Origin of the sequence: Pseudonocardia sp. C8, from assembly GCF_014267175.1 — a bacterium.
Classification (GTDB): Bacteria; Actinomycetota; Actinomycetes; order Mycobacteriales; family Pseudonocardiaceae; genus Pseudonocardia.
In genome coordinates this window covers 4,500,211-4,514,306 of sequence record NZ_JACMTR010000002.1, presented here as the reverse complement: position 1 = coordinate 4,514,306, position 14,096 = coordinate 4,500,211, and the positions used below count along the sequence as shown (strand labels likewise).

Sequence of the window (14,096 nt, the reverse complement as noted above, 5' to 3'; positions counted from 1 at the left end):
TTTCGCGTTTTCCCGCCCCCGGAAGGACCCGCGCCATGGCCAGCCCCACCCAGTCGGTCGACGCCGTGCTCGACGAGTACGCCGAGCTCGAGCAGCGCCTCGCCGACCCCGAGGTGCTCGCCGACCAGGTGCAGGCCCGGAAGCTGGGCAAGCGCTACGCCCAGCTCGGCCCGATCGTGCGGTGCGCCCGGGCGCTGGCCCGGGCCCGCGACGACCGCGACGCCGCCCGCGAGCTCGCGGCCGAGGACCGGGCGTTCGCCGCCGAGGCGGACGCGCTGGACGGCCGGGTCGTCGAGCTGGAGACCGAGCTCTCCGAGCTGCTCGTGCCCCGCGATCCGCACGACTCCGACGACGTCCTCATGGAGGTCAAGTCCGGTGAGGGCGGCGAGGAGTCCGCGCTGTTCGCGGGCGACCTCGTGCGGATGTACACCCGCTACGCCGAGTCCCGCGGCTGGAAGGTCGAGGTGCTCAGCTCCACCCCGTCCGACCTGGGCGGGTTCAAGGACATCACGCTGTCGGTGCGCTCGAAGGACCCGGCGCAGGGCGTGTGGGCGTCGCTGAAGTTCGAGGGCGGCGTGCACCGGGTGCAGCGGGTGCCGGTCACCGAGTCGCAGGGCCGCATCCACACGTCCGCGGCGGGTGTCCTGGTGTTCCCGGACGCCGACGAGACCCCGGACGTCGAGATCGCCGACTCCGACATCCGGGTCGACGTGTTCCGGGCGTCCGGGCACGGGGGGCAGAGCGTCAACACCACCGACTCCGCGGTGCGGATCACCCACCTGCCCAGCGGGATCGTCGTGAGCTGCCAGAACGAGCGCTCCCAGCTGCAGAACAAGGCACGGGCCATGGACGTCCTGCGGGCCCGGCTGCAGGCGAAGGCCGAGGCGGAGGCCGCCGAGGCGGCATCGGAGCAGCGTCGCCTGCAGGTCCGCACGGTCGACCGCTCCGAGCGGATCCGGACCTACAACTTCCCGGAGAACCGGATCTCCGACCACCGCGTCGGGTTCAAGGCGTACAACCTGTCCTCGGTGCTCGACGGTGACCTGGCCGACGTCCTCGCCGCGCTCACCGCCGCCGAGCGCGCGGAGGCGATGGGATGACCCGCCGCCCGCTCCGGGTGGCGATCGCGGAGGCGGAACGCACCCTGGCCGCGTCCGGGGTGGCCTCCCCGCGGGTGGACGCCGAGCTCCTCGCCGCGCACGTGCTGGGTTCGACCCGCGCGATGCTGCCGATGATCCCGCTGGTCGACCCGGACGTCGTCGAGCGGCTCGCGGTGCTGGTGAAGCGGCGTGCCACCCGGGAACCGTTGCAGCACATCCTGGGTACCGCGGTGCTCGGGCCGGTGGAGGTGGCCGTCGGGCCGGGCGTGTTCACCCCGCGGCCGGAGACGGAGCTGCTGCTGGAGTGGGGGCTCGGGGCGATCCGGGACGTCGACCGGCCGGTCGTGCTCGACCTGTGCACCGGGACCGGGGCGCTCGCGCTGGCCTTCGCGGTGTCCCGGGCGGACGCGCAGGTGCACGCCCTCGAGGCCGACCCGTCGGCGCTGGTCTGGACCCGCCGCAACCTCGACGCGCACGCCCGGTCGGGCGGGCGCCCGGTCACCCTGCACGTCGCGGACGTCCGCCGGCCCGACCTGCTGGTCGAGCTCGAGGCGAAGGTCGACCTGGTCGTGTGCAACCCGCCCTACGTCCCGGACGGCACCCCGGTCCCGCCCGAGGTGGCCCGGTGGGACCCGCCGGGCGCGGTGTTCGGCGGCCCGGACGGCACCGAGATCATCCAGGCGGTCGTGCGGGGCGCGACCGGCTGGCTGCGGCACGGCGGGGCGCTCGCGGTCGAGCACGACGACTCACACGGTGAGACCGTGCCCGAACTGTTGCGCCGCAGGCGGACCCTGGCCGACGTGACCGAGCACGACGACCTGACCGGGCGTCCCCGGTTCGTCACCGCGCGCCGGGTGCCTTCCGGTGGTGACCAGGGACGGTCGTATCCTCGCCGACCGTGAGCGCACCGCAGACCCAGCCGCTGTACGACTGCAGCGATCCGGCCGAACGGCAGCGCGGCCTGGACGCGGCCGCCCGTGCGGTCCGGGCCGGTGAGCTGGTCGTCCTGCCCACCGACACGGTGTACGGCATCGGCTGCGACGCCTTCAACGGCACCGCGGTGCGCAACCTGCTCGCCGCCAAGCGGCGGGGCCCGGACATGCCGGTCGGCGTGCTCGTCGGGTCCTGGACGACGATCGACGGCCTGGTCGGCACGGTCCCGCAGTCCGCGCGGGCGCTGATCGAGGCGTTCTGGCCGGGTGAGCTGTCCCTGGTGCTGGAGCACGCGCCGTCGCTGGCCTGGGACCTCGGCAGCACCCGCGGCACGGTGATGCTGCGGATGCCGCTGCACCCGGTCGCCCTGGAGCTGCTGCGCGAGGTCGGGCCGATGGCCGTGTCCAGCGCGAACACCTCGGGCAACCCGCCGGCGTCCACCGTGACCGAGGCGATCACCCAGCTGGGCGGCAGCGTCGGCGTCTACCTCGACGGCGGCCCGTCCGGCGAACCGGTCGCGTCCACGATCGTCGACCTGACCGGTTCTCGCCCCCGGCTGCTCCGCGAGGGCGGTGTGACGGCGGCCCAGGTGCAGGAGGTCGTCGGCCAGGAGGTCGATCCGGTCTGATCGGGTGGTCCGTGGCACAGCCAGGGACGGCCGCTGCGGGTAGCCTCTCCGGGCGTGACTGAGCAGACCTTCTGGGGCCCGGACTTCTCCGCACTGCAACAGCAGGATCCCGACATCGCGGGTGTCCTGCTGGACGAGCTGGAGCGCCTCCGTGGCGGTCTCCAGCTCATCGCGAGCGAGAACCTGACCAGCCCGGCCGTGCTGGCGGCGCTCGGGTCGACCCTGTCCAACAAGTACGCCGAGGGCTACCCCGGCCGCCGATACTACGGCGGCTGCAGCGTGGTCGACGAGGCCGAGAACATCGGCAACGCGCGGGCGAAGGAGCTCTTCGGCGCCGAGCACGCCAACCTGCAGCCGCACTCCGGTGCCAGCGCGAACCTCGCGGCCTACGCCGCGTTCGCCAAGCCGGGCGACACCGTGCTGGCCATGGACCTCAAGCAGGGCGGCCACCTGACGCACGGAAGCAAGGTCAACTTCTCCGGGCTGTGGTTCCACCCCGTGTCCTACACGGTCCGCGAGGACACCGAGCTCATCGACTACGACCAGGTCCGCGACCTGGCCCGGCAGCACCAGCCGAAGATCATCATTGCCGGCGCGACGGCGTACCCGCGCCTGATCGACTTCAAGGCCTTCCGGGAGATCGCCGACGAGGTCGGCGCCAAGCTCATGGTCGACGCCGCCCACTTCATCGGGCTCGTCGCCGGCCAGGCGATCCCGTCGCCGGTGCCGTACGCCGACGTCGTGACCGCCACCACGCACAAGGTGCTCCGCGGTCCGCGCGGCGGCATGGTGCTGTGCCGCGAGGAGCACGCGAAGGCCATCGACAAGGCGGTCTTCCCGTTCTCCCAGGGCGGCCCGCTGATGCACGCGGTCGCGGCGAAGGCCGTCGCGATGAAGGAGGCCGCGCAGCCGGCGTACCAGGCGTACGCCCGGCAGGTCATCGCGAACGCCCAGGCGCTGACCAAGAGCCTCGAGACCGAGGGCATGCGGGCCGTCTCGGGCGGCACCGACAACCACCTGGCCCTGCTGGACCTGCGGCCGATCGGCATCTCCGGCGGCGACGCCGAGACCCGCTGCGACCGGGCCGGCATCACGCTCAACAAGAACGCCATCCCGTACGACCCGGCCCCGCCGATGAAGCCGTCCGGCATCCGGGTCGGCTCGCCGAGCGTCACCACGCAGGGGATGACCGAGACCGACATGGCCGAGGTCGGCTCCCTGCTGGCCCGTGCGGTCAAGGCCGAGCACGACACCCCGGCCGGTGACGCGGAGCTCCGCGACGTCGCCGAGGCGGTCACCGCACTCGTCCGCAAGGCACCCGCCTACCCTCGGGGCTGACCGACGAACTCCCGGACCGGGAAAGGCGCGCGACGTGCCGGTGGACCAGCTCAGCCACGGACTCCCCATCCGGGAGTTCCTGCTGGTCGGGCTGGTCACCGCCGTCGTGACGCTGTTGCTGACCGGCCCGGTCCGCATGCTGGCGCTCAAGGCCGGCGCCGTCGCCTGGCCGCGGGGCCGGGACGTGCACGTCACCCCGACCCCGCGGTGGGGCGGCCTCGCGATGTTCGGCGGGATCCTCGCCGGGCTCGTGCTCTCGCTGCAGCTGCCCGCGCTGCGGCTGGCGTACTTCGAGGGCAGCTCCGAGGTGATGGGCGTCGTCCTGGCGACGGCCCTGCTCGTCGGGGTGGGCATGCTCGACGACCGCTACGACCTCGACGCGATCACCAAGTTCGCCGCGCAGGTCACGGCAGGTGGCCTGCTCGTGCTCTACGGCGTGCAATGGCTGATGATCTGGATCCCGCTCGGTGGCGGGGGGACGGGGATCTCCGGGTCGCTGCTTTCCCTCGGGCAGAGCCAGGGTGTGCTGCTCACCGTGCTGCTGACCGTCGGCCTGGTCAACGCGATGAACTTCGTCGACGGCCTCGACGGGCTGGCCGCCGGGATCGGGCTCATCACCACCCTGGCCACCGCGGTGTTCTGCATCGGGCTGATCCGGGAGAACGGCAACGACCCGGCGGCGTTCGCGCCCGCGCTGATCGCCGTGGTGCTGGCCGGGGCCTGCCTCGGGTTCCTGCCGCACAACTTCAACCCGGCCCGGATCTTCATGGGCGACACCGGCTCGATGCTGGTCGGGGTGATGCTGTCGGCGGCGATCACCAGCGCGTCGGGGCGGCTCCCGTACAGCGACGAGACGTCCGGGACCGACCTGGTCGCCCTCGTCGCGCCGATCCTCGTCGTGATCGGGATCGTCTTCATCCCCACGCTCGACCTGTTGATGGCGGTCGTGCGGCGCACGCGGGCCGGGACCAGCCCGTTCAGCCCGGACAAGATGCACCTGCACCACCGGCTGCTCCAGGTCGGGCACAGCCACCGGCGGGCGGTGCTGCTGGCCTACCTGTGGGTCGCGGTGATCGCGTTCGGTGCGGTCGCGCTGGCCCTGGTCCCGCACACCGGGCTGGTGCTGGCCGCCACCGCGATCGCGCTCGGGATCGCGTTCGTCGCCTCCGCGGTGCCCTACCGGTCCCGGGTCCGGGCGGCCGCCGCGGCCGCGTCGGTCGCCTCGTCCGACGACGTCCCCGAGCCGGACGGGCCGCACCCGTCCGCGGGCGGGCGGATCCGGCCCGGGGGGCCGGTGGACGGCCGTGGCCCCGCTCCCGGCGTTCCGCGGAACGACGAGCCGGGCCGCGCCCCGGGTCCCGGCGGGGGCGGTGTACGGCGTGGCGGCGGCCCGGTTCCCGGGGGGTCCGGGCCCCGGACCGGCGCCTCCGGGCGGGGTCCGGGGGTCGGGCGCGGCAGTGCCCCTCCGCCGGTGCGGCCCGGTGCCGCCGCGAATCCGGTGGCCCCCGGCCCGCCCGCGGCGCGTCCGACCGGGTCGGCGCGGCCGCCCGCCTCCGCATCGCCGCCCGCCTCCGCACGGCCGTCCGGGGCTGCATCTCCGCCTGGGCCCGCATCGCCGCCTAGGTCTGCACGGCCGCCTGGCTCCACGGCACCGTCCGGGTCGGCCTCGTCGCCCGGGCCTTCATCGTCGCCTGGGGCCACATCACCGCCCGGGTCCGCACGGCCTCCCGGGTCCGCGCCGCCGCCCGGCGGTCCGCCACCGCGCGGCTCGTCCTCGGCCGGGCATCACGGACCCGGTTCGGGGCGCGCCGCGGGGCCGGGTGCCCGGAACGGGGTGCCGGAGCCTGCGCGGGGCATCCGCTCGACGGGCCAGCGGAACGGTGCGTCCGATGCGCGGACCGGGGCGCCCGGCACCGGGGCGTGGGAGCCCGCTCCCGACCCCGGAGCGCGCGACGCCGTGCCCGGCCGGCGGACCGGGAGCGCGGGCGCCCCCGGAGCGGGCCGCGCACCGGACCTCGGCCGTCAGGAATCGCCTCGGTCCCCGGACGTGGGCCCGGTCGAGGGGAACGGCCGCGTACCGGCGACCGACGGGGAACGCGCGGAGTCCCCGACCGTGCCCACGTCGACGCGCTCGAGCCGCCCGGTGACCGACGACTGAGCCCTGCGGCACCCCGTCCCGGCGTGCCGCACCCCGCGGGAAGGGTGCGGCACGCCGGGCACGGGTGCGGCGCGCCGGGGCGGTGCGGCGCGCCGGGCCGTGCGGCAGCGACCTGCGCCGCCCACCCCGGACGGCGGCGGTCGGTTCCCGTGGCGCGGGCGCGCGGGTCTCCTGGCCGTTCGGGCGGGTGCCCGCCGTCACGGACCGGGCCGCACACCGGGAGATCACCCGTTGGGGAGTGCAGCGTTCGCGACGCGGGCGCTGCACTCCACAACGGGTGATCACGGGGTGATCGCGCGGAGGCGGGCGGCCCGCACCGGCGCGGGCGAGATACCGTGGAGACGTGCGTCCCGGCAGGTGGGGCGCCGATCCGGAGGGGCGGACGGGCCGTGTGGCGTTGGGACCGGTGGGGAACGGTGGACTACAGCGGTCCCGCCGTCGGTCAGGCGCAGGTGGTCCGCCGGCTGGCCGGGTCGATGGCCCGCGGGGCGGCACTGGTCGGGGGCGTGACCTCGCTGCTCTGCCTCGCCGTCGCCACCCTCGTGCAGGGGCTTCCCGGTCTCTACGGCTCCGGCCTGGGCGGGCTGGTCGCCACGGGGTCCGCGCTGCTCACCCCGGCGCTCATGCTGCGCACGACGCACCTCGAACCCGGGCATGTGATGCTGGCCTCATTTGCGGGGCTGGCCGGCAAGGCCGTCATCCTGCTCGCGGTCCTGTTCACCCTCGGCGGTGCGCCCGGCCTGGACCGGATGTCCCTGGCGATCACCCTGCTCGTCGTGTTCGTCGCGACGACCGCCGCGGAGGCCTGGGCAGGCAGCAAGCTCAAGATCCTCATCGGGCCGGATCCGGGCTCACCGCAGGCCTGACCTGGGTGATCGGCGCCCGCGGAGCCGGGCCGCCCGCGACGCCGTCCGGGCCTCGGTGCCGCGGACCACCCCGCATCGGAACCGCCGGGGAACCGGCGCGCCCACGGCCGGTCCGCCCGTGTTAACGAAGGATCACGCGAAGGGTCGCGGAAGGCCATTCAAGATCATTTTGCAGAGCGAAGGCCCAGGTGAGCTGCGTGCCAGCCCCCTACAAGCTGTAGAAGTACGGCTGATAGCATCCGCCCGTAGGCGATGTGGGTGACTTCCGGCGTTTCGGCCCGGACGTCCGGAGGCATCGCGCCACGAGGCACCTTGCAGGCGATCCCCCGGCTCGCGCGGACGCGGGGACACCGAGCACCGGAAGGACCCCCATTGGGTACGTTCGTACTGGCGGCAGAGGAGTTCACGCCGCCCGGCCAGGGACTCTTCAATTACCCGCCGATCTTCGGTGTCGTCACGAAGCCGATGGTCCTCGCCGTGCTGTCGCTGATCATCGTGATCGCGGTGTTCACCCTGGGCACCCGGAAGATGGCGATCGTCCCCGGTAAGGGCCAGTTCGCGCTGGAGTCCTTCTACAACGTCGCCCGCAACGGGATGGCCCGGGACCAGATCGGCTCCGCCGAGTTCAAGCCGTTCATCCCGCTGATCCTGGGGCTGTTCAGCTTCATTCTCGTCAACAACCTGTTCGCGATCATCCCGGTGATCCAGTTCCCGACGATGTCGCGGATCGGGTTCCCGATCGCGCTGGCGCTGTTCGTCTACGTCTTCTACCACTACGCCGGGTTCAAGAAGCACGGCTTCGCGGGCTACATCAAGCACGCGGCGCTGCCGCCGGGCGTGCCCGTCTTCATCGCGCCGCTGATCATCGTCATCGAGATCCTGCAGAAGTTCCTGGTGCAGCCGCTCTCGCTGGCACTGCGTGTGTTCGCCGCGATGTTCGCCGGCCACCTGATCCTGGCGCTGACCGCGGTGGGGGCCGAGTTCCTGCTCTTCGCCGGTGGCGCGCTCACGATTCCCGCGCCGCTGGTCTTCGTGGCCGGTATCGCGTTCACCTTCCTGGAGGCGCTGGTCCAGGTCATTCAGGCCTACGTCTTCGCCCTGCTCGCCGCCGTCTTCATCGGCGCGGCGATCTCGGAGGAACACTAGACCCCGGCGCCCGCGCGCCGATCCGATCCGCCGGCTCGTCCGGCCCGACCCACCGAACGACCCGCACCCCGCGGACCCGACGGAAGGAAAACGAAGTGAACACGACCCAGGTTCTGGCCCAGGCCGCCGACATCAACCCGGGCCTCGCGGCCATCGGCTTCGGTGCCAGCGCCATCGGCGCGGGCATCGGCGTCGGCCTGATCTGGTCGGCCGTCATCAGCGGCACCGCGCGCCAGCCGGAGGCCCGTGGCCAGCTGATGGGCATCGGCTGGACCACCTTCGTGCTCGCCGAGCTGGTCATGCTGATCGGCCTGGTGCTGTTCTTCATCGCCGGCGGCTGATCACACCCATGCCGGTCCAGTCACCGGCGGCCACGTCAGGGAAGGACACACGGTGGAACTGATTATCGCCGCCGAGGAACCGCTGCCGATTCTCCCGCACGGGAACGAGCTCGTCCTCGGGATCGTGGCGTTCGCGATCCTGCTCTTCGTGCTCTGGAAGTTCGCGGTTCCGCGCTTCGAGAAGCTCTACGAGGAGCGGACCGACGCCATCGAGGGCGGCCTGAAGCGTGCTCAGGAGACCCAGGAGCAGGCGGACCGGCTGAAGCGGGAGTACGAGGAGCAGCTGGCCGGCCTGCGGGCCGAGGCGGCGCGCATCCGCGACGACGCCCGGGCCGAGGGTCAGCAGATCAAGGCCGAGCTGCGGGCCGAGGCCGAGCAGGAGGCCGCCCGGATCAAGGCCCGCGGCGAGGAGCAGGTCGTCGCGGCCCGTGACGCCGCGCAGCGTTCCCTGCGCAACGAGGTCGGGGGACTGTCCGTGCAGCTGGCGGAGCGCCTGCTGCGCGAGCAGCTCGCCGACGACTCGCGCCGGTCCTCGACGATCGACTCGTTCCTGGGTGAGCTCGAGCAGTCGGCCGGCGCCCAGCGGAGCGGGGCGAACTGATGGCAGCCGTCCTGCAGCCCGCGTCCCGGGACGCGCTCGCCGCGCTGACCGAGCGGCTGGACGCCTACGTCGACGGCGCGTCGGCGCGAGAGGTGACCGCGACCGCGGACGAGCTGTTCGCGGTGGCCCGGTTCCTGGACGGCGAGCGTGCGATCCGGCGGCTGCTGGCCGACGCCGCCTCGCCGGAGGAGTCGCGGGCCGACCTGGTCAGGCGCCTGTTCGGCGGGCAGCTCTCGCAGCCGACCGTCGACCTGGTCGCCGAGCTGGCACGCCAGCGCTGGTCCCGGCCCCGGGACGTCGCCACCGCCGCGGAGTCGCTGGCCCGCCAGGCCACCGTCGCCATCGCGGAGAAGACCGGCTCCCTCGACGAGGTCGAGGACCAGCTCTTCCGCTTCGGCCGCATCCTGGCGCGCGAGCCGCAGCTGAACGGCCTGCTCGCCGACACCACGAAGCCGGTCGAGGGACGCATCCGGCTGCTGGACGGCATCCTCGGCGACAAGGTCTACCCGGTGACGGCGACGCTGCAGCGCGAGGCCGTCCGCCTGCCGCGCGGTCGGCAGCTGGACGCGCTCGCCGAGGAGCTCGCCGAGCTCGCGGCGGCCCGCCGGGACCGTTCGGTGGCCAAGGTCCGCACGCCCGTCGAGCTGACCCCCGACCAGGCGGCGGCCCTCGAAAACACCCTCGGCCGCATCTACGGCCGCAAGATCTCCCTGCAGGTCGAGCTCGACCGGGACCTCCTCGGAGGACTGGTCGTGCAGGTCGGCGGCGAGGTCATCGACGGCAGCGTGGCGGGCAGACTCGCCGCCGCGCGCCGGTCCCTGCCCAGCTGACCTGCTCCAGACGGTCGCCACGGCGGCCCGACCCAGGACCCGTTCGAGAGAAGGAACGACGCAGCATGACAGAGCTGACGATCTCCTCCGAGGAGATCCGGAGCGCGATCTCCAGCTACGTCTCGTCGCTGGAGAGCGGCACGTCCCGCCGCGAGGTCGGGATCGTGGCCGACACCGGCGACGGCATCGCCCACGTCGAGGGCCTGCCCTCGGCCATGACCAACGAGCTGCTCGAGTTCGAGGGCGGCGTCCGCGGCGTCGCCCTGAACCTCGAGCAGAACGAGATCGGTGCCGTCATCCTCGGCGACTACACCGGCATCGAGGAGGGCCAGCAGGTCACCCGGACCGGCGAGGTCCTCTCGGTCCCGGTCGGCGAGGGCTACCTGGGCCGGGTCGTCGACCCGCTCGGCAACCCGATCGACGGCCTCGGTGACATCGAGACCGAGTCCCGCCGCGTGCTCGAGCTGCAGGCCGCGTCCGTGATGGACCGCCAGTCGGTGCACGAGCCGCTGCAGACCGGCATCAAGGCGATCGACGCCATGACGCCGATCGGGCGCGGTCAGCGCCAGCTGATCATCGGCGACCGCAAGACCGGCAAGACCGCGGTCTGCGTCGACACGATCATCAACCAGAAGGAGAACTGGGACTCCGGCGACCCGAAGCAGCAGGTCCGCTGCATCTACGTCGCCATCGGCCAGAAGGGCTCCACGATCGCCGGTGTCCGGCAGTCCCTCGAGGACGCCGGCGCGCTGGACTACACGACGATCGTCGCCGCCCCGGCGTCCGACCCGGCCGGCTACAAGTGGCTCGCCCCCTACACCGGCTCGGCCATCGGCCAGCACTGGATGTACCAGGGCAAGCACGTCCTGATCGTCTTCGACGACCTCTCCAAGCAGGCCGAGGCCTACCGCGCGATCTCGCTGCTGCTGCGCCGCCCGCCGGGCCGCGAGGCCTACCCGGGTGACGTCTTCTACCTGCACTCGCGGCTGCTGGAGCGCTGCGCCAAGCTCTCCGACGACCGCGGTGCGGGGTCGATGACCGGCCTGCCGATCATCGAGACCAAGGCGAACGACGTGTCGGCCTACATCCCGACCAACGTCATCTCCATCACCGACGGCCAGGTGTTCCTCGAGTCGGACCTGTTCAACCAGGGCGTCCGGCCGGCGATCAACGTCGGTATCTCGGTGTCCCGGGTCGGTGGCGACGCCCAGGTCAAGGCGATGAAGAAGGTCTCCGGGTCGCTGCGGCTGGACCTGTCGCAGTACCGCGAGCTGGAGGCGTTCGCCGCGTTCGGTTCCGACCTCGACGCCGCGTCCGCCGCGGCACTGGGCCGCGGCGAGCGCCTGGTCGAGCTGCTGAAGCAGGGCCAGTACGCGCCGGTCGCGGTCCAGGACCAGGTCGTCTCGATCTGGCTGGGCACCTCCGGCAAGCTGGACTCGGTGCCGGTCGCCGACATCTCCCGCTTCGAGTCGGAGTTCCGTGACTACGCCCGCCGGCACGCGTCGGTGGCCCTCACCGAGATCTCCGACACCGGCCAGCTCTCCGACGACGCCGTCCAGGCGCTGACGAAGGCCGTGGACGAGTTCAAGCGCAACGAGTTCACCGCCGCCGACGGGTCGTCCGTGGTGGAGGAGCCGGAGGAGTCGCGCGAGACCGAGGAGGACCAGGAAAAGGTCACGGTCAACAAGTCCGCTCCCAAGAGCTGAGGCTGGTAGCAGATGGCGGCACAGATCCGGGTGCTGCGCCGGCGTATCCGGTCGACGCAGTCCATCAAGAAGATCACCCGCTCCCAGGAGCTCATCGCGACCTCGCGGATCGCGAAGGCCCGGGCGCGGGTGGAGGAGGCACGGCCGTACGCCGAGCTGATGACGAGCACGCTCTCCGAGCTCGCCGCCAACTCGGCCCTCGACCACCCGCTGCTCGTCGAGCGTGAGCAGCCGCGGCGTGTGGCCGTCCTGGTCGTCACCAGCGACCGCGGCCAGTGCGGCGGCTACAACGCCAACGTGCTCAAGGAGGCCGAGCGGCTGCAGAACCAGCTGCGGGACCAGGGCAAGGAACCGGTGGTGTACGTGATCGGCCGCAAGGGCGTCTCGTACTACCGGTTCCGGAACCGGCCGATCGAGCAGTCGTGGACGGGCTTCTCCGAGCAGCCCGCCTACGAGAACGCGGCCGAGGCGGCGCGGACCCTGGTCGACGCCTTCATGGCGGGCGAGGACGGCGACGCGGAGCAGGGTGTCGACGAGCTCCACCTCGTGTACACCAGCTTCAAGAACATGATCACGCAGGTTCCCACCGCGCGGCGGATGGCTCCGCTCCAGGTCGAGTACGCCGGCGGGATCTCGGCCTCGGCCGAGCCGGAGAACGCGACCGACGCCGAGGCGCAGCAGAACTACCCGTCGGAGACGCGGACCGCCGGGATCCCGTCGCTGTACGAGTTCGAGCCGGACGCGGAGACGCTGTTCGACGCGCTGCTGCCGAAGTACATCGGCGCGCGGCTGTACGCGGCCCTGCTGGAGTCCGCGGCGTCCGAGTCGGCGAACCGGCAGCGGGCCATGAAGGCCGCGACCGACAACGCCAACGAACTGATCCGTAGTCTGACCCTGGAGGCCAACCAGGCCCGTCAGGCGCAGATCACCCAGGAGATCAGCGAGATCGTCGGTGGTGTCGACGCCCTCGCGAGCGCAGGAAGTGAGAGCTGATGACCGCAACCGCCGAAAGCTCGGCCACCGGAACGATCACCGGGCGCGTCGTCCAGGTGACCGGCCCGGTCGTCGACGTCGAGTTCCCGCGCGACCAGGTGCCGGAGCTGTACAACGCGCTCACGCTGGAGGTCGACCTCTCCGGTGAGAAGCGCAAGCTGACCCTGGAGATCGCCCAGCACCTGGGCGACAACCTGGTCCGCGCGATCTCCATGCAGCCGACCGACGGCGTCGTCCGCGGCCAGGAGGTCACCGACCTCGGCCGTCCGATCTCGGTGCCGGTGGGTGACCAGGTCAAGGGCCACGTGTTCAACGCGCTCGGCGACTGCCTGGACGACCCGAGCCTCCAGTTCACCGGCGACCTGCGGTCGATCCACCAGAAGGCGCCGCGGTTCGACCAGCTCGAGGGCAAGACCGAGATGCTGGAGACCGGCATCAAGGTCCTCGACCTGATGACCCCGTACGTGGTCGGCGGGAAGATCGGCCTGTTCGGCGGCGCGGGCGTCGGCAAGACCGTGCTGATCCAGGAGATGATCCAGCGCGTCGCGCTGAACTTCGGCGGCACCTCGGTGTTCGCCGGTGTCGGCGAGCGCACCCGTGAGGGCAACGACCTCATCACGGAGATGACCGAGTCGGGCGTCATGAAGAACACCGCCCTGGTGTTCGGCCAGATGGACGAGCCGCCGGGCACCCGTATGCGCGTCGCCCTGTCCGCGCTGACCATGGCGGAGTACTTCCGTGACGCGCAGGACCAGGACGTCCTGCTGTTCATCGACAACATCTTCCGGTTCACCCAGGCCGGCCAGGAGGTCTCCACCCTGCTGGGCCGGATGCCGTCCGCGGTGGGCTACCAGCCCACCCTGGCCGACGAGATGGGCGAGCTGCAGGAGCGGATCACCTCGACCCGCGGCCGGTCGATCACCTCGATGCAGGCGATCTACGTCCCCGCGGACGACTACACCGACCCGGCTCCGGCGACGACGTTCGCCCACCTGGACGCGACCACCGAGCTCTCCCGGCCGATCTCCCAGAAGGGGATCTACCCGGCGGTGGACCCGCTGACCTCGACCTCCCGGATCCTCGACCCGCAGTACGTCGGCGACGAGCACTTCCGGGTCGCCAACGAGGTGAAGCGGATCCTGCAGAAGTACAACGACCTGCAGGACATCATCGCGATCCTCGGCATCGACGAGCTGTCCGAGGAGGACAAGCAGCTCGTCGGCCGGGCCCGCCGGATCGAGCGCTTCCTGTCGCAGAACCTGCTGGTCGCCGAGCAGTTCACCGGCCAGCCGGGCTCGACGGTCCCGCTGAAGGAGACCATCGAGGCGTTCGACAAGATCGCCAAGGGCGAGTTCGACGACGTGCCCGAGCAGGCGTTCTTCCTCTGCGGCGGTCTCGACGACCTGGAGAAGAACCGCAAGAAGCTGGAAGGCTGATGAACGGAGCTTGCGGAGTG

Annotated in this window: 13 protein-coding genes; all 13 read left to right on the top strand. The window is 72.2% G+C overall.

All coding sequences use genetic code 11. From position 1 onward, the window contains the following. The first annotated feature begins 35 nt into the window (after positions 1-35). The 13 genes from prfA (at position 36) to atpD (ending at position 14,076) form a co-directional block, all read left to right on the top strand. On the top strand, positions 36-1,100 hold the full coding sequence (gene prfA / locus H7X46_RS21485; protein WP_186361114.1) for a peptide chain release factor 1: 1,065 nt from the start codon (positions 36-38) through the stop codon (positions 1,098-1,100). Then, complete coding sequence (prmC, locus tag H7X46_RS21480; RefSeq protein ID WP_186361113.1) at positions 1,097-2,002, top strand: peptide chain release factor N(5)-glutamine methyltransferase; 906 nt, start codon at positions 1,097-1,099, stop codon at positions 2,000-2,002. The genes prfA and prmC overlap by 4 nt, the downstream gene beginning before the upstream one ends. Beyond that, complete coding sequence (locus H7X46_RS21475; protein ID WP_186361112.1) at positions 1,999-2,661, top strand: L-threonylcarbamoyladenylate synthase; 663 nt, start codon at positions 1,999-2,001, stop codon at positions 2,659-2,661. The genes prmC and H7X46_RS21475 overlap by 4 nt, the downstream gene beginning before the upstream one ends. Positions 2,662-2,715: 54 nt before the next feature. Continuing rightward, entirely contained in the window at positions 2,716-3,999 is a 1,284-nt protein-coding gene (glyA, locus tag H7X46_RS21470) for a serine hydroxymethyltransferase (protein WP_186361111.1), read from the top strand. 34 nt (positions 4,000-4,033) lie between these two features. Beyond that, on the top strand, positions 4,034-6,157 hold the full coding sequence (locus tag H7X46_RS30870; protein WP_370588892.1) for a hypothetical protein: 2,124 nt from the start codon (positions 4,034-4,036) through the stop codon (positions 6,155-6,157). 416 nt (positions 6,158-6,573) lie between these two features. Next, entirely contained in the window at positions 6,574-7,023 is a 450-nt protein-coding gene (locus tag H7X46_RS21460; protein ID WP_186361110.1) for a hypothetical protein, read from the top strand. Positions 7,024-7,395: 372 nt separating this feature from the next. Then, positions 7,396-8,169, top strand: a complete 774-nt coding sequence (gene atpB / locus H7X46_RS21455; protein WP_186361109.1) for a F0F1 ATP synthase subunit A — start codon at positions 7,396-7,398, stop codon at positions 8,167-8,169. Between the two features lie 95 nt (positions 8,170-8,264). Further along, positions 8,265-8,510 (top strand): ATP F0F1 synthase subunit C, encoded by a 246-nt coding sequence (locus tag H7X46_RS21450; protein ID WP_370588891.1) that lies wholly within the window; start codon positions 8,265-8,267, stop codon positions 8,508-8,510. A gap of 52 nt (positions 8,511-8,562) precedes the next feature. Next, positions 8,563-9,111, top strand: coding sequence for a F0F1 ATP synthase subunit B (locus H7X46_RS21445; RefSeq protein WP_186361108.1), 549 nt, complete (start codon positions 8,563-8,565; stop codon positions 9,109-9,111). Then, positions 9,111-9,941, top strand: coding sequence for a F0F1 ATP synthase subunit delta (locus tag H7X46_RS21440; protein WP_186361107.1), 831 nt, complete (start codon positions 9,111-9,113; stop codon positions 9,939-9,941). The genes H7X46_RS21445 and H7X46_RS21440 overlap by 1 nt, the downstream gene beginning before the upstream one ends. 65 nt (positions 9,942-10,006) lie before the next feature. Further along, on the top strand, positions 10,007-11,647 hold the full coding sequence (gene atpA, locus H7X46_RS21435) for a F0F1 ATP synthase subunit alpha (protein ID WP_186361106.1): 1,641 nt from the start codon (positions 10,007-10,009) through the stop codon (positions 11,645-11,647). A gap of 12 nt (positions 11,648-11,659) precedes the next feature. After that, complete coding sequence (locus tag H7X46_RS21430) at positions 11,660-12,640, top strand: F0F1 ATP synthase subunit gamma (protein ID WP_186361105.1); 981 nt, start codon at positions 11,660-11,662, stop codon at positions 12,638-12,640. Beyond that, positions 12,640-14,076: a F0F1 ATP synthase subunit beta gene (gene atpD / locus H7X46_RS21425; RefSeq protein ID WP_186361104.1), complete on the top strand. Its 1,437-nt coding sequence runs from the start codon at positions 12,640-12,642 to the stop codon at positions 14,074-14,076. Before H7X46_RS21430 ends, atpD begins: the two co-directional genes overlap by 1 nt. Positions 14,077-14,096 lie beyond the last annotated feature (20 nt).

Coding starts and splice junctions, on each gene's coding strand:
- atpA (WP_186361106.1), top strand. CDS start 10,007: ATGACAGAGCTGACGATCTCCTCCGAGGAGATCCGGAGCGCGATCTCC.
- atpD (WP_186361104.1), top strand. CDS start 12,640: ATGACCGCAACCGCCGAAAGCTCGGCCACCGGAACGATCACCGGGCGC.
- prmC (WP_186361113.1), top strand. CDS start 1,097: ATGACCCGCCGCCCGCTCCGGGTGGCGATCGCGGAGGCGGAACGCACC.
- H7X46_RS21430 (WP_186361105.1), top strand. CDS start 11,660: ATGGCGGCACAGATCCGGGTGCTGCGCCGGCGTATCCGGTCGACGCAG.
- prfA (WP_186361114.1), top strand. CDS start 36: ATGGCCAGCCCCACCCAGTCGGTCGACGCCGTGCTCGACGAGTACGCC.
- H7X46_RS21440 (WP_186361107.1), top strand. CDS start 9,111: ATGGCAGCCGTCCTGCAGCCCGCGTCCCGGGACGCGCTCGCCGCGCTG.